This window comes from Cricetibacter osteomyelitidis (assembly GCF_004340985.1).
GTDB lineage: Bacteria > Pseudomonadota > Gammaproteobacteria > Enterobacterales > Pasteurellaceae > Cricetibacter > Cricetibacter osteomyelitidis.
The window spans coordinates 1-22713 of the sequence record NZ_SLYB01000013.1; the positions used below are offsets into that span (position 1 = coordinate 1).

The 22713-nt window shown below is 43.8% G+C and carries 22 protein-coding genes; 14 read left to right on the top strand and 8 right to left on the bottom strand.

What is annotated here, in order from left to right; translation table 11 throughout:
- Positions 1–146 precede the first annotated feature (146 nt).
- Genes ilvD through ilvG form a run of 3 tightly spaced genes read right to left on the bottom strand, consistent with a single transcriptional unit; the run spans position 147 to position 3906 of the window.
- The gene (gene ilvD / locus EDC44_RS07375) at positions 147–1994 is read right to left on the bottom strand and encodes a dihydroxy-acid dehydratase (RefSeq protein ID WP_131976901.1); all 1848 of its coding nucleotides are present in this window, start codon (positions 1992–1994) and stop codon (positions 147–149) included.
- A gap of 35 nt (positions 1995–2029) precedes the next feature.
- Positions 2030–2254 carry an acetolactate synthase 2 small subunit gene (gene ilvM, locus EDC44_RS07380; RefSeq protein ID WP_131976903.1) on the bottom strand — a complete coding sequence of 75 codons (225 nt, stop codon included), beginning with the start codon at positions 2252–2254 and terminating at the stop codon, positions 2030–2032.
- A complete protein-coding gene (gene ilvG / locus EDC44_RS07385; RefSeq protein WP_131976905.1) occupies positions 2254–3906 on the bottom strand; it encodes an acetolactate synthase 2 catalytic subunit in 1653 nt (550 codons plus the stop codon). Before ilvG ends, ilvM begins: the two co-directional genes overlap by 1 nt.
- Before the next feature lie 181 nt (positions 3907–4087).
- Between ilvG and EDC44_RS07390 the strand changes: the two genes are divergently transcribed.
- On the top strand, positions 4088–4906 hold the full coding sequence (locus tag EDC44_RS07390) for a Cof-type HAD-IIB family hydrolase (protein WP_131976907.1): 819 nt from the start codon (positions 4088–4090) through the stop codon (positions 4904–4906).
- 13 nt (positions 4907–4919) lie between these two features.
- Positions 4920–5294 carry a CrcB family protein gene (locus EDC44_RS07395; protein WP_131976909.1) on the top strand — a complete coding sequence of 125 codons (375 nt, stop codon included), beginning with the start codon at positions 4920–4922 and terminating at the stop codon, positions 5292–5294.
- A 23-nt stretch (positions 5295–5317) separates the two neighbouring features.
- Here EDC44_RS07395 and EDC44_RS07400 read toward each other — a convergent pair whose 3' ends face one another.
- From EDC44_RS07400 to pyrG, 3 genes are all read right to left on the bottom strand, one after another.
- The gene (locus EDC44_RS07400) at positions 5318–5719 is read right to left on the bottom strand and encodes a DUF2251 domain-containing protein (protein ID WP_131976911.1); all 402 of its coding nucleotides are present in this window, start codon (positions 5717–5719) and stop codon (positions 5318–5320) included.
- A 90-nt stretch (positions 5720–5809) separates the two neighbouring features.
- A complete protein-coding gene (gene eno, locus EDC44_RS07405; protein WP_131976913.1) occupies positions 5810–7111 on the bottom strand; it encodes a phosphopyruvate hydratase in 1302 nt (433 codons plus the stop codon).
- A 411-nt stretch (positions 7112–7522) separates the two neighbouring features.
- Positions 7523–9151 (bottom strand): glutamine hydrolyzing CTP synthase, encoded by a 1629-nt coding sequence (gene pyrG / locus EDC44_RS07410; protein WP_131976915.1) that lies wholly within the window; start codon positions 9149–9151, stop codon positions 7523–7525.
- A gap of 265 nt (positions 9152–9416) precedes the next feature.
- Between pyrG and EDC44_RS07415 the strand changes: the two genes are divergently transcribed.
- The gene (locus EDC44_RS07415) at positions 9417–11414 is read left to right on the top strand and encodes a TonB-dependent receptor domain-containing protein (protein WP_131976917.1); all 1998 of its coding nucleotides are present in this window, start codon (positions 9417–9419) and stop codon (positions 11412–11414) included.
- A 68-nt stretch (positions 11415–11482) separates the two neighbouring features.
- On the opposite strand, the gene EDC44_RS07420 is transcribed toward EDC44_RS07415, so the two are convergent.
- Positions 11483–11983, bottom strand: a complete 501-nt coding sequence (locus EDC44_RS07420; RefSeq protein ID WP_131976919.1) for a GNAT family N-acetyltransferase — start codon at positions 11981–11983, stop codon at positions 11483–11485.
- 10 nt (positions 11984–11993) lie between these two features.
- Positions 11994–13703 (bottom strand): nitrate/nitrite two-component system sensor histidine kinase NarQ, encoded by a 1710-nt coding sequence (gene narQ / locus EDC44_RS07425; RefSeq protein ID WP_131976920.1) that lies wholly within the window; start codon positions 13701–13703, stop codon positions 11994–11996.
- Positions 13704–13941: 238 nt separating this feature from the next.
- On the opposite strand from narQ, the gene napF reads away from it, so the two are divergent.
- The 11 genes from napF (at position 13942) to truD (ending at position 22674) form a co-directional block, all read left to right on the top strand.
- Entirely contained in the window at positions 13942–14481 is a 540-nt protein-coding gene (gene napF / locus EDC44_RS07430; RefSeq protein WP_131977022.1) for a ferredoxin-type protein NapF, read from the top strand.
- The gene (locus EDC44_RS07435) at positions 14474–14743 is read left to right on the top strand and encodes a chaperone NapD (RefSeq protein ID WP_131976922.1); all 270 of its coding nucleotides are present in this window, start codon (positions 14474–14476) and stop codon (positions 14741–14743) included. Before napF ends, EDC44_RS07435 begins: the two co-directional genes overlap by 8 nt.
- Before the next feature lie 32 nt (positions 14744–14775).
- A complete protein-coding gene (gene napA / locus EDC44_RS07440) occupies positions 14776–17298 on the top strand; it encodes a nitrate reductase catalytic subunit NapA (protein ID WP_131976924.1) in 2523 nt (840 codons plus the stop codon).
- 68 nt (positions 17299–17366) lie between these two features.
- The gene (gene napG, locus EDC44_RS07445) at positions 17367–18119 is read left to right on the top strand and encodes a ferredoxin-type protein NapG (RefSeq protein WP_131976926.1); all 753 of its coding nucleotides are present in this window, start codon (positions 17367–17369) and stop codon (positions 18117–18119) included.
- Positions 18119–18982: a quinol dehydrogenase ferredoxin subunit NapH gene (gene napH / locus EDC44_RS07450; protein ID WP_131976928.1), complete on the top strand. Its 864-nt coding sequence runs from the start codon at positions 18119–18121 to the stop codon at positions 18980–18982. The genes napG and napH overlap by 1 nt, the downstream gene beginning before the upstream one ends.
- Before the next feature lie 32 nt (positions 18983–19014).
- A complete protein-coding gene (locus tag EDC44_RS07455) occupies positions 19015–19440 on the top strand; it encodes a nitrate reductase cytochrome c-type subunit (RefSeq protein ID WP_243647920.1) in 426 nt (141 codons plus the stop codon).
- A gap of 5 nt (positions 19441–19445) precedes the next feature.
- On the top strand, positions 19446–20042 hold the full coding sequence (locus tag EDC44_RS07460; RefSeq protein WP_131976932.1) for a NapC/NirT family cytochrome c: 597 nt from the start codon (positions 19446–19448) through the stop codon (positions 20040–20042).
- 132 nt (positions 20043–20174) lie between these two features.
- A complete protein-coding gene (ftsB, locus tag EDC44_RS07465) occupies positions 20175–20450 on the top strand; it encodes a cell division protein FtsB (protein WP_131976934.1) in 276 nt (91 codons plus the stop codon).
- 13 nt (positions 20451–20463) lie between these two features.
- Complete coding sequence (ispD, locus tag EDC44_RS07470; RefSeq protein ID WP_131976936.1) at positions 20464–21153, top strand: 2-C-methyl-D-erythritol 4-phosphate cytidylyltransferase; 690 nt, start codon at positions 20464–20466, stop codon at positions 21151–21153.
- Positions 21154–21163: 10 nt separating this feature from the next.
- Positions 21164–21640 (top strand): 2-C-methyl-D-erythritol 2,4-cyclodiphosphate synthase, encoded by a 477-nt coding sequence (gene ispF, locus EDC44_RS07475; protein ID WP_131976938.1) that lies wholly within the window; start codon positions 21164–21166, stop codon positions 21638–21640.
- Positions 21641–21645: 5 nt separating this feature from the next.
- Positions 21646–22674 (top strand): tRNA pseudouridine(13) synthase TruD, encoded by a 1029-nt coding sequence (gene truD / locus EDC44_RS07480; RefSeq protein ID WP_131976940.1) that lies wholly within the window; start codon positions 21646–21648, stop codon positions 22672–22674.
- The last annotated feature ends 39 nt before the right edge of the window (positions 22675–22713 follow it).

Below are 22713 nucleotides of genomic sequence, written 5' to 3' on the forward strand. Positions count from 1 at the left end.
TTTGTTTAGATTGAATTTTGACACTCATATTCTAAACGGGAAACTCTCACTTTTTATAGTGATTTGTCAGATCAAGTCTGATCTTCTACAAATTAAGTAGCTTTATTAATGGTCTGAGGGCGTATTCAATACGCCCTCTAACTATATTACAACATGGTTTTATCACGCACTGCGCCTTTATCGGCAGAGGTTGCAAAGTGACCAAATACTTTCAAGGCAAAAGACACCTCACGTTCGCGATTAGTCGGTTTCCAGCCTTTAGCATCCTGCGTGGCACGGCGTTGTGCCATCTCTTCATCACTGACTTTCATATTGATTGAACGGTTTGGAATGTCGATTTCGATGATATCGCCGTCACACACTAAACCGATTGCACCGCCTGATGCTGCTTCCGGTGAAACGTGACCGATTGAAAGACCTGATGTACCGCCGGAGAAACGACCGTCGGTTAATAACGCACAGGCTTTACCCAAGCCCATGGATTTTAAGTAGCTGGTCGGATAAAGCATTTCCTGCATACCCGGGCCGCCTTTCGGACCTTCGTAACGGATCACAACTACATGGCCGGCACGCACTTTGCCACCCAAAATACCGTCAACGGCATCTTCTTGGCTTTCAAAGACAATCGCCTCGCCGGTAAATTTCCAGATTGATTCATCCACGCCCGCGGTTTTTACAATACAGCCGTCGAGTGCGATATTGCCTGATAACATTGCCAATCCGCCTTCTTGGCTATAAGCAAACTCTTTGCTGCGGATACAGCCGTTTTCTCGGTCGTTATCTACCGAATCCCAACGACAATCTTGTGAAAAGGCTTGCGTAGTACGAATCCCCGCCGGCCCCGCACGGTAGAATTTTAATAATTCCTGATCTTGATTACGCATAATATCGTATTGCTCTAACTGTTCTTTCAGGCTTAAACCTAAAATAGTACGGGTTTGGTTATGCAATAACCCTGCACGATCCAATTCGCCTAAAATTCCCATAATCCCGCCTGCACGGTGCACGTCTTCCATATGGTATTTATTGGTATTTGGCGCAACTTTACTTAAACATGGCACACGACGCGAAATGCGATCGATATCACTCATAGTGAAATTAACACCCGCTTCTTGTGCGGTTGCAAGCAGGTGCAATACGGTATTTGACGAACCACCCATGGCTACATCCAGGCTCATCGCATTTTCAAAGGCATCAAATGTGCCGATTGAACGCGGCAATACCGATGTATCGTCTTGTTCGTAATAACGTTTGGTAATTTCAACTATTTGACGCCCCGCTTTAAGAAATAACGCTTTACGATCAGCGTGCGTTGCCAGCATCGAACCGTTCCCCGGCAAACTTAAACCTAATGCTTCGGTTAAACAATTCATTGAGTTAGCGGTGAACATACCTGAACAGGAGCCACAGGTCGGGCAGGCTGAACGTTCGATTACATCAATATCCGCTTCGCTGACAGAAACATCTGCCGCATCAATCATCGCATCGACTAAATCTAAACGACGCACATCAATTAAGTTGCCGGAAAGTTTGGCTTTCCCCGCTTCCATCGGACCGCCTGAAACAAAAATAGTCGGAATATTCAAACGCATTGCTGCCATTAACATTCCCGGAGTAATTTTATCGCAGTTGGAAATACACACCATTGCATCGGCACAGTGTGCATTCACCATATATTCCACCGAATCTGCAATCAAGTCACGGCTTGGGAGAGAATACAACATACCGCCGTGTCCCATTGCAATACCGTCATCCACCGCAATGGTGTTAAATTCTTTTGCCACCGCTAAGCCGGTTTTCTCAATTTCGGCGGCAACTAATTGTCCCATATCTTTTAAATGCACATGCCCCGGCACAAATTGGGTGAATGAGTTCACCACCGCGATAATCGGTTTGCCGAAATCGTTTTCTTTCATTCCGGTAGCGCGCCATAATGCACGTGCACCTGCCATATTACGACCTTGAGTACTGGTCGCCGAACGTAGTTTAGGCATAAATATCTCCAAGTAAATTTTGTTAGGGTATTTGATTAAATTAATTCCACGGTTTCCACATCATACAACTTTACTAGCTGATTCACTAATAAGCTTGAAGTGCGGTCGGATTTTACTGAAAAATCTAACTGCACTTTTTCATCTTTTAACTGCATAGTCATTTCAGTGATCACAAATCCGCGGTGGCGGACGACACGTAAAATTCGCTCCAACACTTCAGGACGATGATGAGCAATAAGCGTTAATTTATAGTTGTTCATTATTTCATCTCCTCAAGCATATCGGAATTTGTCGCACCCGGTGGCACTAACGGCCAGACATTTTCATTTTGGTGAATACACACATGCAAGAAATACGCCCCTTCCGCATTTAACAAACGCTCCAACGCCTCTTCCACTTCGCCGGCTTTTGTGATGCTTTCCCCCGGAATATCAAAGGCATTGGCGAGCATCACAAAATTAGGATTATCCTCTAAAATGGTCTCGCTGTGGCGGGAATTAAAGAACAATGATTGCCATTGACGCACCATGCCTAAACGTTGGTTATCCAACAATAAAATCTTAATAGGCAATTTGCCGCGTTTGATCGTACCGAGTTCTTGAATATTCATCATAATAGAACCGTCGCCGGTCACCAGAATCACCGGATCTTGCGGGCGGGATTTTTGTGCCCCCACGGCGGCCGGTAAACCGAATCCCATGGTGCCGAAACCTGCGGAGGTAATAAAGTTTTCCGGTGCGAAATGATCCATATGCTGTGCCGTCCACATTTGGTGCTGACCGACATCGGTGGTAATCACGGCATTTTGCAGGCGTTTTTGCGATAAACGATGTAACACTGAAAGCGGATTAATGGCTTTGTCACCTTCATTCGGTTCATAATACGTTGCAGCCTGTTGTTTTAAACGGGTTACTTCGGCGTGCCATTCGCTGATATAAAGCGGCTGTTTTAAAAAGTGTAATACTTGCGTTAAATCGCCCAATAAAGTGACTTCGGAAGAACGCAATTTACCCATTTCCGCAATATCAATATCGGCATGAATCACTTTGGCATTCGGTGCAAAGGTATCCAGTTTGCCTGTCACGCGGTCGTCAAAACGCGCCCCGAGCACAATCAGTAAATCCGATTCCTGCGTAGCAAGATTAGATACTTTTGTACCGTGCATTCCGATCATCCCCATATAATAGGGATGATCCGGCGGAATCGCCCCCAAGCCTTTTAAGGTGGATATTGCCGGAATTTGGGTTTCTGCAATAAATTCACGTAATGCAGGAACCGCATTAGCCATTCCCACGCCGCCGCCTACATAAAGTAACGGACGTTTGGCTTGCGTTAATAAATCAAAAGCTTTTTTCAGATTTTTATCGCTGATTTCAGGTGGCGTTTCCGGATAATAAGTAAACGGTTGGGCATCAATTTCGGCAAATTGTACATCTTTCGGCACATCAATTAATACCGGTCCCGGTCTGCCGCTTCGTGCGATTTGGAAAGCACGAGCCATAATCTCCGGCAATTCGGCAACATTTTGCACAATAAAGCTATGTTTGCAGCAGGCTAAGGAAAGACCTAATACATCCGCTTCCTGGAAAGCATCCGTACCGATTAAAGGGTAAGCCACTTGCCCGGTAATGGCTACGATAGGAATGGAATCCGACAACGCATCGCCCAAACCGGTGACTAAGTTAGTAGCCCCCGGACCCGATGTGGCGATACACACGCCCACCTTGCCGCTGGCGCGGGCATAACCGATAGCCGCCATTGCCGCCCCTTGTTCGTTACGACAAAGCAGATGATCTAATCCCGAATCATAAAGAGCGTCATAAGTCGGCATAATCGCCCCGCCCGGATAACCGAATAAGGTAGTGACCTGATGAGCTTTCAAGCTTTCAATAATAAATTTTGCACCGTTCATTTTTTACCTATTTGTGCTAGTGTTGTGTTTATTTTACGCTGTAAATTTTCCCATTCTAGCTTGTTCGGCATTATTTTTTAAGCAAAAAATAATGTTTTTACAGAATTATCCGAAAGTGCGGTCATTTTAAGCAAAATTTTGTTATTATTAACCGCACTTAGTCTTTATATTGGAATATTTTATGCAAAAAATGCCTTTCCGTGCCGTGGTATCCGATCTAGACGGCACGCTGCTCAATGCAAAGCATGTTATCGGTGATTTCACTATCGATACACTCAATAAACTGGAACAAAAAGGGTTGGATATCATACTCGCAACCGGGCGTAACCATACAGATGTGGGGTCAATTCTCGGCAAAGTGGGCGCAGAACATGCGGTGATGATTACCTCAAACGGGGCACGGGTACATGATTTACAAGGTAATTTGATTTATGCTAATAATTTACCGGAACGCATTGCCTTTGAGCTGATTAATTTTCCCGTAGATACCACCAGAGTACGAACCAATATTTACCAAGATGACGGCTGGTTTATGGATTTAGATTTGCCGGAGCTGAAAAAATATCACAAAGATTCAGGCTTTATGTATAAGCTGGTGGATTTCAAGCAACATCACGGACGGGGCACGGAAAAAGTCTTTTTTATCGGTAAAACCTTGGCGGATTTAGAACCTATCGCACAGTGCCTGCGGGAAAAATACGCCGATCAAATCACCGTGGTGTATTCCACGCCGCAATGTTTGGAAGTGATGAATAAAAACGTGTCAAAAGCGACCGCCCTTGCCCATCTGATCGCACAACGGGAATACGGATTGGCCGATTGTATTGCCTTTGGTGACGGCATGAATGATGAAGAAATGCTGAAAGAAGTGGGTAAAGGTTTATTGATGGGCAATGCGGATCCGCGCCTAAAAGCGGTATGCTGTGGTCTGGAACAAATCGGCTTTAACAAAGACGAAGCGGTGGCAAGCTATCTGCGCGCGACCTTCGGTATTTATTAAAATTTACGAAATTATGACCGCACTTTTCTACGTTATCGGCGGCGCGGCAATCGGCGCGAGCTTGCGCTGGCTATTGGGATTATGGCTGAACACTTTATTTGCCGGCATCGTATTCGGCACCTTGGCGGCAAACTGTTTGGGCTGCTTATTAATGGGCATCGCAATGGGTGTACTGCTGCATTTTCCACAAATCCCGACGGAATGGCGGCTGTTTTTTATCACCGGTTTTCTCGGCAGCCTGACTACGTTTTCCTCCCTTGCAGGTGAAATTATCGATAATTTTATCAACGAAAAATGGTTCAACGGGTTTGCCGTGCTGTCCGTGCATGTCGCACTGGGTCTGGCTTTCACCGCACTCGGTTTATGGTTGTGGCGACTCGCCTCTTAAAAAACGGGCGATATGCCCGTTTCCTACAATTTCAACCAGTCTTTTACCAGATCCTGCGTCACTTCTTCATGGGACCACATTGTGCTGATATCCGGTTCCGGAAACTTGCTGTGGTTATAGCCCACCAACCGTTCGAAATCAAACACCGCATGCGGATAATCATTAATAAACAACAATGCCATTTTGCCGTTTTTCGCCCAGCAAATTTCCAGTTTCCGCAGCAATTGACGCTCTTCAACACTATTAACATTATACACAAACAAGGAATCCACAATCGGACTTTCCTTTGCTGTATCAATAGCATAGAAATAACCGCTTTCGCCGTCATCCACAAACATCACGGATAAATTCGCGTGTTCCATAGATGTCGTGCCAACTTGCTTTTCCGTGCCGATATATAAATCATCTTCCAGTGCGAGCAGCATAAGCCCTCCTCAAAATTTTCTAAAAAAATACCGCACTTTCGTGAAAAAGTGCGGTCGGATTTTTAAAAATTTTACATCATGGATGCAAAATTACGCTTGACCTTTTACCGCTTTCAAGCCTAAGAACGGAGCTTTGTCACCTAATGCTTCTTCGATACGGATTAATTGATTGTATTTAGCAACACGGTCAGAACGGCTCATTGAACCGGTTTTGATTTGACCTGCGGCAGTACCAACCGCTAAATCTGCGATAGTTGCATCTTCGGTTTCACCGCTGCGGTGAGAGATTACCGCAGTATAGCCTGCGTCTTTCGCCATTTTAATTGCATCTAAAGTTTCAGATAATGAACCGATTTGGTTGAATTTGATTAAAATTGAGTTTGCGATACCTTTTTCGATACCTTCTTTTAAGATTTTAGTGTTAGTTACGAATAAGTCATCACCTACTAATTGAACGCGGTCACCCAATACTTTGGTTTGATATGCGAAACCGTCCCAGTCAGATTCGTCTTGACCGTCTTCGATAGATACGATTGGGTATTCTTTGGTTAATTCTTCAAGGTAGTGTGTGAATTCTTGAGAAGTGAATGTACGACCTTCACCTTTTAATTCATAGTTACCGGTTTCTTTGTTATAGAATTCAGATGACGCACAGTCCATCGCTAAAGTGACATCTTTACCTAACACATAACCTGCTTTTTCAACCGCTTCTTTAATGCACGCTAATGCTTCTGCATTTGAAGATAAGTTAGGCGCGAAACCACCTTCATCACCCACAGCAGTGTTGTAACCTTTTGATTTTAATACTTTAGCCAAGTTGTGGAACACTTCGGCACCGATACGTAATGCTTCACGTAAAGTTTTCGCACCAACCGGTTGAATCATAAATTCTTGGATATCAACATTGTTGTCTGCATGTTCACCACCGTTGATGATGTTCATCATTGGAAGTGGCATAGAGTAAACGCCCGGAGTACCGTTTAATTCTGCAATGTAAGCATAAAGCGGTAAACCTTTAGATGCGGCTGCCGCTTTAGCATTTGCTAAAGAAACCGCTAAGATTGCGTTCGCACCGAATTTTGATTTGTTTTCCGTACCGTCTAAATCGATCATGATCTGGTCGATAGCACGTTGTTCAGTCGCTTCTTTACCAACGATTGCCGCAGCGATTTCGTTGTTTACCGCAGAAACGGCTTTTAATACACCTTTACCTAAGAAACGTGCTTTGTCGCCGTCACGTAATTCTAACGCTTCACGAGAACCGGTAGAAGCTCCGGATGGAGCAGCTGCAAGACCAACAAAGCCGCCTTCTAAATGTACTTCTGCTTCTACAGTAGGGTTACCACGTGAGTCGATGATTTCACGACCGATTACTTTAACGATTTTTGCCATTTTGATTTTCCTCTGTGAGTTAAAATTAAACTTGAGAACTGCCCTATATTAAAGGGATTTTTTATTTTTGTCTTGTAAAAAATCTCTTTTTGTTGATCTTGATCTAATAAATTTTAGGTATTGTACAAATATTGCTATTCTTTATTCGCCCTTCACAAACAAATGTAAACTGTAACAGCAAAAGTGCGGTGATTTTTTAACTTATTTTCGGGCACTGTTGCAATCAAAAGCAGGCCGTATTTATCAAGAATTAGCACAAGGCTAAAGTGTAAAACAACCGTCTAAAATTAAATATCGCAATCAGTTCCCAAGCATAAGCAAATTGAACCGAATAAAAAAGCTGTCTGCAAAACGCTAGACAGCTTTTAAATTCTTAGCTAAAACTTTTTAGAAAGTTACCGCACTTTAAAATTACTTCCCTTGATTCGCTTTCGCCGCTTTCACGAAACCTTCAAATAACGGATGTCCGTCACGCGGTGTAGACGTAAATTCCGGGTGGAACTGACAAGCCACAAACCAAGGGTGATTCGGCACTTCGATGATTTCCACTAATTTTCTATCCGCAGATAAACCGGTGATTTTCAACCCTGCATTTTCTACTTGCGGACGTAATACGTTGTTCACTTCATAACGGTGACGGTGGCGTTCTTTAATGGTTTCTTTGCCGTATAATTGACGGGCAAGGCTGCCTTCTGCCAAATGACATTCTTGCGAACCTAAACGCATTGTGCCGCCGAGATCGGATTCGTCCGTGCGTTTTTCCGTGTTGCCTTCCGCATCCTGCCATTCCGTAATCAAACCGATCACCGGTTGGCTACAAGTGCGGTCAAATTCTGAAGAGTTTGCTTCTTTCAAGCCGGCAACATTGCGAGCATATTCAATGTACGCCACTTGCATACCCAAACAGATGCCTAAATACGGCACGTTATTTTCACGCGCATATTGTGCAGTACGGATTTTGCCTTCTACGCCGCGATAGCCGAAACCGCCCGGCACTAAAATACCGTCCACGCCTTTTAGCACTTCAACGCCTTTGCTTTCCACATCTTCGGAGTCGATATATTTAATAGTGACAGCTAAACGATTTTTAAGACCTGCGTGTTTTAAGGCTTCATTGACGGATTTATAGGCATCCGGCAATTCGGTGTATTTGCCTACCATGCCGATGGTCACTTCGCCGGTCGGGTTGGCTTCTTGATATAACACTTGTTCCCATTCGCTAAGATCCGCTTCCGGACAAGTTAAATGGAAACGGTCACAAATGAACTGATCCAAGCCTTGTGATTTTAACATTGCCGGAATTTGATAAATAGAATTTGCATCTTTCAATGAAATGACCGCACGCTCCGGTACATTACAGAAAAGGGCAATTTTTGCACGTTCATTTGGTGGAATCATGCGATCGCTACGACAAATTAACACATCAGGCTGAATGCCGATGGAGAGTAATTCTTTCACCGAATGCTGGGTCGGTTTGGTTTTCACTTCGCCGGCAGTCGGGATATAAGGCACTAAAGTCAAGTGCATAAATAAAGTACGTTCACGACCGACCTGCACCGCAAGCTGACGCAACGCTTCTAAAAATGGTAGAGATTCGATATCGCCTACTGTGCCGCCCACTTCGATAATCGCCACATCATGACCGGCCGCACCATCAATCACACGAGCCTTAATTTCATTGGTAATGTGTGGAATCACTTGAATGGTTGCGCCAAGATAGTCACCGCGACGTTCTTTACGTAACACTTCGGAGTAAATTTTACCGGTGGTGAAATTGTTACGTTTGGTCATTTTGGTACGGATAAAACGCTCATAATGACCTAAGTCTAAATCGGTTTCTGCGCCGTCTTGGGTCACAAACACTTCGCCGTGCTGAGTCGGGCTCATTGTGCCGGGATCAACATTAATATAAGGATCAAGTTTCATCATGGTCACATTCAGACCACGAGCTTCCAAAATCGCAGCTAAAGAAGCTGCTGCAATGCCTTTACCAAGGGAAGATACAACACCGCCCGTTACAAAAATATAATTAGTTGCCATTTTGAAACCTAATTTTATGTATGGATTGAAAGAAAATAGATGAGATACCTAAGTATTAGGACGGGATAGTAGTTTACAGCAAAGATCCGCAGAATTCAAATTTTCTGTGAAACTGACCGCACTTTTTACGCGTAACGAGGAGTAACAAACGATAAAATAACCTTAGTAAAAATACATTTGATAATTAATATCATTTAAGTTAATATTCCTAATGCTTATAAATGCAGCAATTTTTATTCTAAATATTTCTAAGGAAAACTGACTTATGAAAAAATCTAACTTTGTTTTACTACCGCTTGCAGTATTTGTTGCAGCGAGTGTCCATGCTGAAAATACGGATGGACTTGATACGATTGAAGTAGTGAGTGATAACTACTCGCCGCAGGTTGCCAATGTGGCGGCTAAAGGTGTGGTAAAAGTACGTCAGGCAACCAAAATGTCCGACGTGCTGCGCGGTGTACCGGGTGTGAATGTGAACGGTGCACGTTCTATTGTGGAACGCTATAATATCCGCGGCGTAAGTGAAGAATATTTAAATATCACCGTGGACGGTGCACGTCAGGAAGGCTATTCATTCCACCATTCAGGTAACTACGGAATCGACCCTGAAATTTTAAAACGCGTAGATATTGACGTAGGCGGTAACTCCATTGCCACGGGTGCAGGCTCATTAGGCGGTTCAATGAAATTTGAAACCGTTGATGCGTCCGATATGCTGGAAGACGGTGAAAACTTCGGCGGTAAAGTGAAATACGGTTGGGGCAGCAACGGTAATTCTCATCAAACTACGGCGATGTTATTCGGGCGTGCGGGCAACTTGGATTTATTAGGTTATTTTAACTACCGTAACCAAAAAGACGGTGAAAACGGCAATGGTTTAGAGAATCGCAATAAAGGTCATTTACAAAATTATTTATTTAAAGCCAAATATAATTTCGGTGAAAATCACTGGCTGAAACTTTCCGCCGAACATTATACCAACACCGCCATTAACTGTTATCGTGCCAATATGGCGATGTGCTTGGGCGATGTACCGCAGGAAGGCCAATCTGGTTATAAACCGGCAAACCACGGTAAAGCCAGATCCGAAATCGAACGTTCAACTTATACTTTAGGCTATGCTTATAATCCGAGCGATAACAAATGGGTGAATGTTAAGGCTAACGCCTATTATACCGAAACCGAAAACTCTTCCATGAACCGCAAACAAACTAAAGTGGAAACGGCGGGCGGAACCTTATCCAACCGTTCCGAATTTGATTTGGGCGTGACCAATCACAGCGTATTGTTAGGCGGAGAATATTATAAAACCACCGCACTTCGTTACGGCGGTAAGGAAAGAAATTCTCAAACTATTCGACCTGATTACACGCAACACGCTTATTCTACATCCGTTTACTTGGAAGATGCGATCGGCATCGGTAATTTTACTATTACTCCGGGTGTGCGTTTTGACCACTTCAAAGCAGACTACATCAGTTTGGATAAAACCTATCACCGCTTCTCTAAAGCCTTGGGCTTAAAATACGGTGTTACCGACAGCTTAGTGTTATTTGCTAACTATACCGAACTGTTTAAAGGTCCGGGCTTCGGCGAATTAGCGTTGGTGGCGCCAAAACGCTACACCGGCAGCCTTGAACCGACTCGCGGTGATAATAAAGAAGTCGGCTTCAACTATGCACAAGACGGTATTTTCGCCAATACGGACGGCTTCTCTATTACGGCAAAATACTTCCGCACGGATTATGACAATATTAATCAATCCGTGACGAATCCGGCAAATGGCGGCAGAGGCGGTAAAGGCGGCAGTATTTACGCAAGTTTAGGTGAAGTTAAATTACGCGGTGTAGAAGCACAGGCTCGTTACTGGATTGATAACTTCGGTGCCAGCGTAAGTTATGCCCGTGCACGCAGCGAACAAAAATCTAATGGTTATTCTGCCTTTCCTGATTCCGGTGACCGCTATACCTTCGGTTTGAACTACCGTGTACCTAGCGTGAACATGGAAATGGGCTGGAATACGATGTGGGTACGCGGATTAGCTTATGCAGCTAACGCTAAATCTATTACCACTAAAGATGAATACGCGGTCAGCAATGCTTATATCACTTGGGCACCGCAACAAGTTAAAGGTCTGGAACTTACCTTCGGTATCGATAATATCTTCGACCGAGCTTATAAAGATCACAGTACGCAATATTATGGTGCTGTAGATTTAGATCCGGGTCGTAACTATAAACTTTCCGTTTCCTATAAATTCTAATGATATCCTCTATTTAGTCATTATGAATATCATCAAATCCGACCGCACTTTGGTCGGATTTTTTGTTATTATTCAAAACGCTGAAATCCGTACATCAAAAATGTTTGTAGGCTGTCTCCCATATTGGCGATACTCGGATAACGTCCCCATTGTTGGAAACCTAGTTTTTCAAACATAAAGCGGCTGATGTGGTTTTCCTCAATCACATACGCCATGAGTGTATTAATACCGCAATGGAGCATCTGATTTTTCATAAATTCCACCGCACTTTTCCCATAGCCTTTGCTTTTTGCTGAATTGTCGAGGTAAATGCTGATTTCAGCGGTTTGATCGAAAGCTTTACGCGGATAAAAAGGCGAAAAGCTGCACCAGCCGACAATCTGCCGTTCGTCCGTTTCCAATACCCATAAAGGATAGCGGGGATTATTATAGTGAAATGCAAACCAGCTTTGGCGCTCCTCTACTGTGACAGGATCAAGATCTGCGGTTATGCGACGACTTGGGATCGCTTGATTATAAATTTCCACGATTCTTGCCAAATCGTCGGAAAGTGCGGTTCTAATTTTCATTTTTTTATTGCTATACTAATTCTAGTGCGTTAGGTAATGTAATTTTTACTTCCGTACCGCCCTCGGGGCGATTACTAATGCTTAATACTGCGTTTAATTGTGCACTGCGTTCCGACATTATATTTAAACCGTAATGTCCGTCCGGTTCTTTTAAGCTTGGAATGCCGATACCGTTATCGGTAATAATCAATTCATTTTCACCGTCATGATTAGTGCGGGCGATCACGTCAATTTGCGTACCTTTTGAATGTTTGATGGCGTTTAAAATCGCTTCCCGAACAATTTGCAACGCATGAACCTGTTGTTGTGCGGTAAAGGTTTGCGACGGCAGACTGCAATCCAGTGAAATAGTCATATCCGTTTGATTTTTCAATGAATCAATGACTTGTTCCAATGCCAATTGTAAATTCGCTTCTTGTACCGTTAAACGGAACGTGGCCAATAATTCACGCAGTTGAATATAGCCGTCTCTTAAGGCTTGTTCAAATGCTTTAATAATTGCCATGCTTTTTTCTTTCGCCGTCTCGTCGGATTTATTCAATGCGTGCTTCAACAATGTAAGCTGAATTTGCAAAAACGACAATACTTGTGCTAATGAATCATGTAATTCCCGTGCGATAATCGACCGCTCTTCCATTAACAATAAGTGCTGTTGTTGACGCTGTGTTTGTTGGAAATATAACGCCCGCCCCAACAATTGGGCAATATTCGGCATAGTGCGCGGATCAGGACAAGGCAAACCGGATTGCCATGAAAGCTTAGCCAAACTGTGACCTTCGATTCCCACCTCTTCTTGCTCTAATTGAACGTTTTTCGGTTCATTGCCAATGGCAATGTCCCAATGCTCCATGCCGTAAATTTCTATTTTGAGAAAACGTAAATGCTCATTGGCAAATACGCTTTGCAATACTTGTTGCAGTTTATCACGATTCAATTCGCTCACCGTCAATAATTGCGAACAATAATACAACATCGACAAAGTGCGGTTGGCCTGGCTCAATTTTAAGGTTTTTTCGCTGACTCTTGACTCAAGTGCGGTATAAAATTTTTGTAATTCTGATGACATTTGGGTAAACACGCGGGCCAATGAGCCTAATTCATTTTGTTTTTGCGTATCTAATGTCACGTGATTGAATTGATGCAGTTGCACTTGTGTGCTGGCTAATGCCAATTGCTGCAAAGGAATTACCACTTGTTTACGCGTGTACCAAATCACATAAGCCACCATGGCGACAATCAACAAAAGAGAAAGCGTGATAGTCGTGGTAGCGATAATCAGTTTTTGCTCCGAGAATCGTTGCAATTCATAGACGAATTTATCCAATTGATTAACGTAATTATGAATCTCATATTGATATCGGTCAAATTGCTGTTGCAAGATATAATTTTCCATCACTTTCCAGCGATCTAAAATATCTCGATAGGCATCGGCTACCGTATCAGTCACCCAAATGCTGTTTTGTGTATCCAACAACGCATGGGAATGCAGGGTAAAACGATATTGCTTCAAATCACGAACCACATTTTCCGGCGAACGTTCAGCTTCATAAATAAGCCGATACGCCTGCATCCGCAAGGAACCGGACACGTTGATCAATTCGGCATCGGATTTATTGCTGATCATCACGACAAAACTCAAAGTAGTAATCACGCCCACAAACGCGATAATCATAAATAAATATTGAGCAATGCGGGTCGATACGGAATTTTTCTTATTCATCGGGACACTCGACTATTTCGGCGGAATAAAGCAAATTGTGCATAGTGTATCAAAAAAATGCTTTCTGTCATAACTAAAGCCGTTAATGTTAAAATATTGTTAAATCATTGTTATTTTTAATAAAGTTCGGTGTATTTTTAACGAGAAATACCCCTTTCTAGTGATTAAAACTTCATCGCCAAAGACTGATAATAACCCCCAGAAATTTCTATCTGATCTTATGGGGCTAAATGTGCGAATGACGGAAAAAGAACTGCCGCGACGACGTTTTTTACGTGGCGAGTTTCTGACCTCATTACAATCCTCAAAAGTCAAAACACAAGGGTTTCAGGGAATTCGCCCGCCCTGGTCGGTGGATAACGCCCTGTTTGTAGAAAATTGTACCCGCTGCGGCGATTGTGTCAATGTTTGTGAAACACAGATTATCATAAAAGGCAGCGGTGATTTTCCCGAAATCAGTTTCAGCAACGGTGAATGTACTTTCTGCGATAAATGTGTCGATGTGTGCCAACAACCGATTTTTCGTTCGCGAGAAGAAGCCGCATGGCCACATAAAATTGAGATTGCACAGAACTGCTTAACCAAAAGTAACGTTGAATGCCGTAGTTGCGAAGACAGTTGCGAAATGCGGGCCATTCGTTTTAGACCAATGTTGGGTATGACATCGCAAGTCAGCGTCAATCCGGATCAATGTAATGGTTGCGGAGCCTGTATTCAAACCTGTCCGGTCAATGCCATTAAGATTAGTTATCCGCGAGAAGAATATAACAATGAGTGAACAATATAATAAACAAACATCTCCGGAATGGCATGTTGTGGGGTTAATGATCCAATGTAATCCGGAAAAAATTGATGAAATAAAGACCGCACTTTTAGCGATTGAAAATACTGAAGTGTCGGCAATGGAACGGGAAAAAGGTCGTTTGGTTGTGGCGATGGAATCCTACGATCAACACGTATTATTGGACAATATTGAAAAGGCTCGTGATGTCGAAGGCGTGATTGTTGTATCTTTGGTTTATCACGAACAAGACAAGTAAACATTTTTATTTTATATAGTGGGGGAAACGCTATGAGTTTAAGTCGTCGTGACTTTATGAAAGTCAATGCGATTGCAGCAGCAAGCGCAGCAGCCGGATTAACGATTCCGGTAAAGGCCATTGCAGCCGGTGCCGATAAGACTATTTATACGGATGAAAACGGAATTAAATGGGATAAAGCCGTGTGCCGTTTCTGTGGTACCGGCTGTGCGGTACTAGTAGGCACAAAAGATGGTCGCGTAGTGGCATCACAAGGGGATCCGGAATCTCAAGTGAACCGTGGTTTGAACTGTATCAAAGGTTATTTCTTACCGAAAATTATGTACGGTGCGGACCGTCTAACCAGCCCTATGCTGCGTATGAAAAACGGTAAATATGATAAAGAAGGCGATTTCACTCCGATCAGCTGGGATGACGCGTTCAAAATCATGAAAGAAAAAATCATGGCGGCACAAGCAAAAAACGGTAAAAACGGTTTCGGAATGTTTTCTTCCGGTCAAACCACCATTTTTGAAGGTTATGCCAAAGTCAAATTGTGGAAAGGCGGTTTCCTTTCTAACAATATCGATCCGAACGCCCGTCACTGTATGGCATCTGCAGCTGTTGCCTTTATGCGTACCTTCGGTATGGATGAACCGATGGGAAGCTACGATGATATCGAAGAAGCCGATGCTTTTGTGCTTTGGGGTTCCAATATGGCGGAAATGCACCCAATCTTATGGTCACGCATATCCGATCGTCGTTTATCCAATCCAAACGTACACGTTGCTGTACTTTCCACCTATGAACAGCGCTGTTTTGAATTAGCCGATAACGGTATGGTATTTATACCGCAATCCGATTTGGCAATCATGAACTACATCATTAATTATTTGATCCAAAATGATGCGATTAACTGGGATTTCGTGAACAAACACACTAAATTCAAACGTGGTGAAACCGATATCGGTTACGGCTTGCGCGATAATCATCCGTTACAAAAAGCAGCAAAAAATCCAAACAGCGGTAAAATGTACGACAGTAACTTTGACGAACTCAAAGCGTTAGTGTCCGAATATACTTTAGATAAAGCCCACCAAATGTCCGGTGTGCCTAAAGAGCAACTTGAATCTTTGGCAAAATTATATGCGGATCCGAATAAAAAAATCGTATCGTTCTGGACTATGGGCTTTAACCAACACACCCGCGGTGTATGGGCGAACCATTTAATCTATAACATTCACTTGCTCACCGGCAAAATCTCACTACCGGGTTGCGGTCCTATGTCCTTAACCGGTCAACCGTCTGCTTGTGGTACGGCACGTGAAGTCGGAACCTTTATCCACCGTTTGCCGGCGGATATGGTGATTACTAATCCGAAACACCGTGAGTTTGCCGAAAAAATGTGGAAATTACCGGCAGGTATCCTTTCCGATAAATTAGGCTATCATGCCGTTGCACAAAGTCGTGCATTAAAAGACGGCAAAATGAATGTATTGTGGCAAATGTGTACCAACAATATGCAGGGCGGTCCGAACATCAATAAAGAAACGTTCCCCGGCTGGCGTAATCCGGAAAACTTTATTATCGTATCAGACCCATACCCGTCAGCAAGCTGCTTAGCGGCAGACTTAATGTTACCGACCGCAATGTGGGTTGAAAAAGAAGGTGCATACGGTAATGCGGAACGCCGTACCCAATTCTGGCGTCAGCAAGTAAAAGCACCGGGTGAGGCAAAATCCGATACTTGGCAGTTGGTCGAATTCTCTAAATATTTCACCACTGATGAAATGTGGCCGGCAGAAATTTTAGCGAAAAACCCGGAATACAAAGGTAAAACCTTATATGAAGTGCTTTATCGTAATGGCGAAACCGATAAATTCTCTAATGATGAAATTCCGGAAGGTCAATTAAACGATGAAGCGGAACATTTCGGTTTTTACATCCAAAAAGGATTATTCGAAGAATATGCCAATTTCGGTCGCGGCCATGGTCACGACTTGGCAAGTTTCGATATGTACCACAAAGCCCGCGGTTTACGTTGGCCGGTATTGAAAAATGCAAAAGGCGAATTTGAAGAAACCGTTATTCGTTACCGTGCCGGTTTTGACCCGTATGTAACCGAAGAAGAAGGGGTGAAATTCTACGGAAATCCGGACGGTAAAGCGGTGATTTTAGCCGTACCGTACGAGCCGCCCGGTGAAATGCCCGATGCAGAATACGATCTGTGGCTATGCACAGGTCGTGTGCTTGAACATTGGCATACCGGTACGATGACTCGCCGTGTACCGGAATTACACCGTTCGTTCCCGAATAACCTAGTGTGGATGCACCCGGAAGATGCGAAAAAACGCGGTTTACGCCACGGCGATAAAATTAAAGTCATCAGCCGTCGCGGTGAAATCGTATCGCATATTGATACTCGCGGACGTAACAAAGTACCGAAAGGTTTGATTTATACCACGTTCTTTGATGCGGGTCAGTTGACAAATAAATTAACCTTGGATGCAACGGATCCGATTTCCAAAGAAACTGACTTTAAAAAATGTGCGGTTAAAGTGGAAAAAGCGGCGTAAAAGTGACCGCACTTTACGGTTTCTACTCTAATTAGACGGGAAGTGATATTCCCGTCACGTGAGGTACTATGGATAAATCAGTCAAAGCACCGGAACGTCGCAAGTTTTTTAAAGATGCAGCCCGCACTACGGGCGGTTTGGCGGGATTGGGATTGTTACTTGCCTTACAGCAGGAACAAAGTCTGGCTCGCGAAGGCGTGGCATTGCGTCCGCCTTTTGCTATTCCCGATGAAAAACAATTTTCCGCTGCCTGCATTCGTTGCGGTCAGTGCGTGCAAGCCTGTCCTTACGATATGTTGCATTTAGCTTCCTTGCTCTCACCAATGGAAGCGGGGACACCGTATTTTATCGCACGGGATAAACCTTGCGAAATGTGTCCGGATATTCCTTGTGCCAAAGCCTGTCCCACAGGGGCATTGGACAGTACGCAAGATGATATCAACGATTCCCGTATGGGCTTATCGGTATTATTGGATCACGAAACCTGCCTGAACTGGCAGGGCTTGCGTTGTGATGTATGCTATCGTGTCTGTCCGTTAATGGGTAAAGCCATCACATTGGAAATGCAACGCAATGATCGTACCGGAAAACATGCGTTCTTTATTCCGACAGTGCATTCCGATGCCTGTACCGGTTGCGGTAAATGTGAAGAAGCTTGCGTTTTGGAAGAAGCGGCAATCAAAGTATTACCGGTATCTTTAGCAAAAGGCATGCTTGGCAAACATTATCGTTTAGGTTGGATTGAAGAAGAAAAAACCGGTCATTCATTGGCACCGGAAGACATGATCTCCTTACCAGTTCGTAAACCGGAGGGATTCTAATGGCAAATTCACCGAAATATGCCGGCAAAGAAGCCCGGGAAAAATTAGGTTGGTGGCAAGCAAATCGTTTTTTATTTTGGCGTCGTTTAAGTCAATTAGCGATTTTATCCATGTTTTTAAGCGGTCCTTGGTTCGGCGTATGGATTTTAAAAGGCAATTACAGCGGCAGTATGCTGTTTGATGTCATTCCGTTCACCGATCCCTTAATGGCGATGGAGAGTTTGGCAACCGGTTATTTACCGAATTTCACTTCCGTATTAGGTGTGATTATTATAGTCGCCTTTTATGCGTTGGTCGGCAGCAAAGTTTTTTGCGGCTGGGTATGTCCGCTTAATGTTGTCACTGACTGTGCCGCTTGGTTACGTCGTAAACTGGGAATCCGCCAAACTGCAAAAATCCCGCGTAATTTACGTTACGGCATTTTATTAATGATTTTAATCGGCAGTGCCTTAACCGGTATTTTACTCTGGGAATGGCTGAATCCGGTTGCCGCATTAGGTCGTGCATTAATCTACGGATTCGGTGCGACATTATGGTTAGTATTGGCGGTGTTCTTATTGGATTTATTGGTCGCCGAGCATGGCTGGTGCGGTCATATCTGCCCTATCGGTGCAGCTTATGGCATCATCGGTGCGAAAAGTTTGATCCGCGTTAAAGTGATTGATCGCGACAGATGTGATAATTGCATGGACTGCTATAACGTTTGTCCGGAACCGCAAGTGTTGCGTTCACCATTACACGGTAAAAAAGATGAAAGTTTATTAGTGCTTTCCAAAGATTGTATCAGTTGCGGACGTTGTATTGATGTCTGCCCTGAAAATGTATTTCAATTTTCGACAAGATTTAATCATTCGGGGGAATAAAAATGATTAAAAAACTATTATTGGCGTTTACAATGGTATTTGCCGCCAGTGCATTTGCCGCTGAACAGGAGCCGCCTAAATTAGGCAAAAACATTGAAGATGCGGCAGAAAACATTGCTCCTGCATTTCATAATCCGCCGAAAGATGTAGGTAATATTCCGACCACTTTCCCATATCAGCCGCCGCTGGTGCCGCATAGTATTCGCGGCTTACAAGTGACCAAAAACGTTAACCAATGTTTAATGTGTCACGGCTTGGATGTGTATAAAACCACCGGTGCACCGCGCGCACCTGCCAGTCACTTTATGGATCGCAGCGGTAAATCCCACGAAACCGAATCGCCGCGTCGTTATTTCTGCTTACAATGTCACGTGCAACAGGCAGAAGTGGATCCGATCGTAAATAATAAACACCAAAGTTTGCGTGCAGCTAAAGGCATTAAGGTAGAGGGAGAATAATCATTATGCTTAACTTAATTAAAAAATTTTGGCGTTGGTTCAGAACCCCAAGCCGTATTGCTATCGGCACATTACTTTCTTTAGCATTTATTGCAGGCATCGTGTTTTGGGGCGGCTTTAATACTGCATTGGAATATACCAATACGGAAGAATTTTGTTCGGATTGTCACACTAATGACGTAGTGCCGGAATATCATATGTCCAGCCACTACGCTAACCGCAGCGGTGTGAAAGCGATTTGTTCGGATTGTCACTTGCCACATGAATTTATTCCGAAATGGACACGTAAAATCCAAGCCAGCCGCGAAGTGTACGCCCATATCATGGGACACGTAGATACCAAAGAAAAATTTGAAGCGGCACGTTTGGAAATGGCGGAACGCGAATGGGCTCGTATGAAAGCCAACGATTCGCAAGAATGCCGGAACTGCCACAAATTTGACAGCATGGATTTCACCCAACAAAAAAACGTAGCGGAAAAAATGCACCGTATGGCGATTGATGAAGGCAAAACCTGTATCGACTGCCACAAAGGTATTGCCCATAAATTACCTGACATGAGCGGTGTAAAATCCGGCTTTACTTCTGACGAGAAAAAATAATTTTCACCCCAATCAAACCGCACTTTAAAGCTAATTTTGAATTTTCTTTTAAAGTGCGGTTATTTTTATCTGCATTTTTTATTATTTCACGGTAAACTATAAACAAATTTTTTATTAACGAACATCAATCAAATGCGAATACTCTTAATCTTACTTGGCGGACTACTGGTATTATTCCAATACAATTTTTGGTTTGGTAAAAACGGTTATGCGGACTACAAAGAGACAGAAGCCGAAATTGCCGTGCATAAAGCAGAAAATGAAAAGCTCACTCAACGCAATCAACAGATCGAGGCGGAAATCAAAGATCTGCAAACCGGTTTTAACGCCGTGGAAGAACGTGCCCGTTTAAATTATGAAATGGTAAAACCGAACGAAACCTTCTATCGCATTGTAAAAGATCAATAAAACGCCAAAAATTATGACCGCACTTTCCCGTCAAATTATCGCAATTGTGCCTGCTGCCGGTATCGGAACCAGAATGCTGGTGGACAAGCCGAAACAATATTTGCAATTACAAGGTAAAACCATTTTAGAACATACCTTGCAAGTGTTACTGGATTACTCGCCTATCCGTAAAATCGTGATGGCGATTGCGGAAAACGATCCTTTTATCTCGCAGTTAGCATTGATTCACAATCCCAAAATTCAACTGGTACAAGGCGGAGCAACTCGTGCGGATTCTGTTTTAGCGGGATTAAATACCATTACCGATCACCGTGCGTGGGCATTGGTACACGATGCCGCACGTCCTTGTTTAACCCACAGCGATTTAGATAAGTTAGTGCAGATTCACGATGAACAAGGGGCGATTTTAGCCACTCCGGTAATTGATACCATTAAGCGAGCCACTGCTCACAATCAAATTCAGCGAACGGAAGATCGCTCCCGGCTGTGGCACGCTCTCACGCCACAATTTTTCCACGCCCACACATTACGGAATGCCTTGGTTAAAGGCTTGAATCAAGGGCTGACCATTACCGATGAAGCATCAGCAATGGAACTTGCCGGATTTCAACCGCACTTAATTGCCGGGCGGGCGGATAATATCAAAATCACCCGACCGGAAGATTTAACACTGGCGGAATTTTATTTATCGAAAAGAACATAGGTAATACAATATGATACGAATCGGACACGGCTTTGATGTACACGCTTTCGGCGAAAACCGCCCGCTAATTATCGGCGGTGTAGAAGTGCCTTATCACACGGGGTTTATCGCTCATTCCGACGGTGATGTAGCATTACATGCACTCACTGATGCCCTGCTGGGTGCTGTTGCGTTAGGTGATATCGGCAAACTGTTCCCCGACACTGATATGCAGTTTAAAAATATAGACAGCCGTATTCTATTGCGGGAAGCCTTCCGCCAAGTACAAGAAAAGGGTTATAAAATCGGCAACATAGACGTTACCATTATCGCTCAAGCCCCGAAAATGCGTCCGCATATCGATGCTATGCGGGCAGTTATTGCTACAGATTTGGTTTGTGAGCCGGAGCAAGTCAACATCAAAGCCACCACCACAGAAAAACTAGGCTTCACCGGCCGTTCCGAAGGCATTGCTACGGAAGCGGTGGTGTTGTTAATCAAGGCATAATCACAATGCAAGAACTCACATACTTACAATCTCCCCCAAAACAGACCGCACTTTTAAAAGCCGAATGTGCGGATTTTATTGTAAAAGAACATCTCGGCTATGAAATGTCCGGTGACGGGGAATTTGTGGCGGTAAAAATCCGTAAAACCGATGCCAACACGTTATTTGTGGGGGAAAAACTGGCTCATTTTGCGGGAATTTCCGATCGCAATATGGGCTATGCCGGGTTAAAAGATCGTAAAGCAGTGACGGAACAATGGTTCTGCCTGCAAATGCCGGGGCAGCCAACGCCGGATTTCAGCCAATTTCAGTTAGATGGCGTGGAAATTTTGGAGGTTACCCGCCATAACCGCAAAATCCGCACCGGCAGTTTAGACGGCAATTATTTTGAGGTTTTACTGCGTAACGCCTCAGAAAACCACAAACTGGAAACCGACGAGCTGAAAGTGCGGTTGGAAAATTTGAAAATTCACGGTTTTCCCAATTATTTTACAGAACAACGTTTCGGACGGGACGGCAACAATCTCACCCAGGCAATGAGATGGGCAAATGGCGAAATTAAAGTGAAAGATCGCAAAAAACGCAGTTTTTATCTTTCTGCCGCCCGTAGCGAAGTGTTTAATTTAGTGGTGGCAGATCGCATTCAGAAAGGCTTACTCCACCAAGTACAGCAGGGCGACGTACTGCAATTAAACGGCTCCCACAGTTGGTTTGTAGCCGATGAAACGGAAGATCTGAATACACTTCAAATGCGACTGGAAAATCAGGATATTTTGCTCACTGCCCCGTTAATCGGGGAAAATTCGCTGGAAACCACCGCACTTTTAGAGCGGGATATTGTATTGCAGCATGAAAATTTGCTGACATTAATGAAACAAGAGCGGTTAAAATCCGCCCGTCGCCCAATGTTAATACACGCCAAAGAACTAAGCTGGCAATTTGAGCATGAAGGTTTGCGGTTAAAATTCTATTTGCCTGCAGGCAGCTATGCTACGGCATTGGTGCGGGAATTAGTAAAAATAGATGAAAAATAACCCAAAAGCACGATCCAAAATCGTGCTTTTTTCGTTATA

Bases quoted from the DNA above. Each gene is read 5' to 3' on its own strand.
- ilvD (WP_131976901.1), bottom strand. From the start codon at position 1,994: ATGCCTAAACTACGTTCGGCGACCAGTACTCAAGGTCGTAATATGGCA.
- ilvM (WP_131976903.1), bottom strand. From the start codon at position 2,254: ATGAACAACTATAAATTAACGCTTATTGCTCATCATCGTCCTGAAGTG.
- ilvG (WP_131976905.1), bottom strand. From the start codon at position 3,906: ATGAACGGTGCAAAATTTATTATTGAAAGCTTGAAAGCTCATCAGGTC.
- EDC44_RS07390 (WP_131976907.1), top strand. From the start codon at position 4,088: ATGCAAAAAATGCCTTTCCGTGCCGTGGTATCCGATCTAGACGGCACG.
- EDC44_RS07395 (WP_131976909.1), top strand. From the start codon at position 4,920: ATGACCGCACTTTTCTACGTTATCGGCGGCGCGGCAATCGGCGCGAGC.
- EDC44_RS07400 (WP_131976911.1), bottom strand. From the start codon at position 5,719: ATGCTGCTCGCACTGGAAGATGATTTATATATCGGCACGGAAAAGCAA.
- eno (WP_131976913.1), bottom strand. From the start codon at position 7,111: ATGGCAAAAATCGTTAAAGTAATCGGTCGTGAAATCATCGACTCACGT.
- pyrG (WP_131976915.1), bottom strand. From the start codon at position 9,151: ATGGCAACTAATTATATTTTTGTAACGGGCGGTGTTGTATCTTCCCTT.
- EDC44_RS07415 (WP_131976917.1), top strand. From the start codon at position 9,417: ATGAAAAAATCTAACTTTGTTTTACTACCGCTTGCAGTATTTGTTGCA.
- EDC44_RS07420 (WP_131976919.1), bottom strand. From the start codon at position 11,983: ATGAAAATTAGAACCGCACTTTCCGACGATTTGGCAAGAATCGTGGAA.
- narQ (WP_131976920.1), bottom strand. From the start codon at position 13,703: ATGAATAAGAAAAATTCCGTATCGACCCGCATTGCTCAATATTTATTT.
- napF (WP_131977022.1), top strand. From the start codon at position 13,942: ATGACGGAAAAAGAACTGCCGCGACGACGTTTTTTACGTGGCGAGTTT.
- EDC44_RS07435 (WP_131976922.1), top strand. From the start codon at position 14,474: ATGAGTGAACAATATAATAAACAAACATCTCCGGAATGGCATGTTGTG.
- napA (WP_131976924.1), top strand. From the start codon at position 14,776: ATGAGTTTAAGTCGTCGTGACTTTATGAAAGTCAATGCGATTGCAGCA.
- napG (WP_131976926.1), top strand. From the start codon at position 17,367: ATGGATAAATCAGTCAAAGCACCGGAACGTCGCAAGTTTTTTAAAGAT.
- napH (WP_131976928.1), top strand. From the start codon at position 18,119: ATGGCAAATTCACCGAAATATGCCGGCAAAGAAGCCCGGGAAAAATTA.
- EDC44_RS07455 (WP_243647920.1), top strand. From the start codon at position 19,015: ATGGTATTTGCCGCCAGTGCATTTGCCGCTGAACAGGAGCCGCCTAAA.
- EDC44_RS07460 (WP_131976932.1), top strand. From the start codon at position 19,446: ATGCTTAACTTAATTAAAAAATTTTGGCGTTGGTTCAGAACCCCAAGC.
- ftsB (WP_131976934.1), top strand. From the start codon at position 20,175: ATGCGAATACTCTTAATCTTACTTGGCGGACTACTGGTATTATTCCAA.
- ispD (WP_131976936.1), top strand. From the start codon at position 20,464: ATGACCGCACTTTCCCGTCAAATTATCGCAATTGTGCCTGCTGCCGGT.
- ispF (WP_131976938.1), top strand. From the start codon at position 21,164: ATGATACGAATCGGACACGGCTTTGATGTACACGCTTTCGGCGAAAAC.
- truD (WP_131976940.1), top strand. From the start codon at position 21,646: ATGCAAGAACTCACATACTTACAATCTCCCCCAAAACAGACCGCACTT.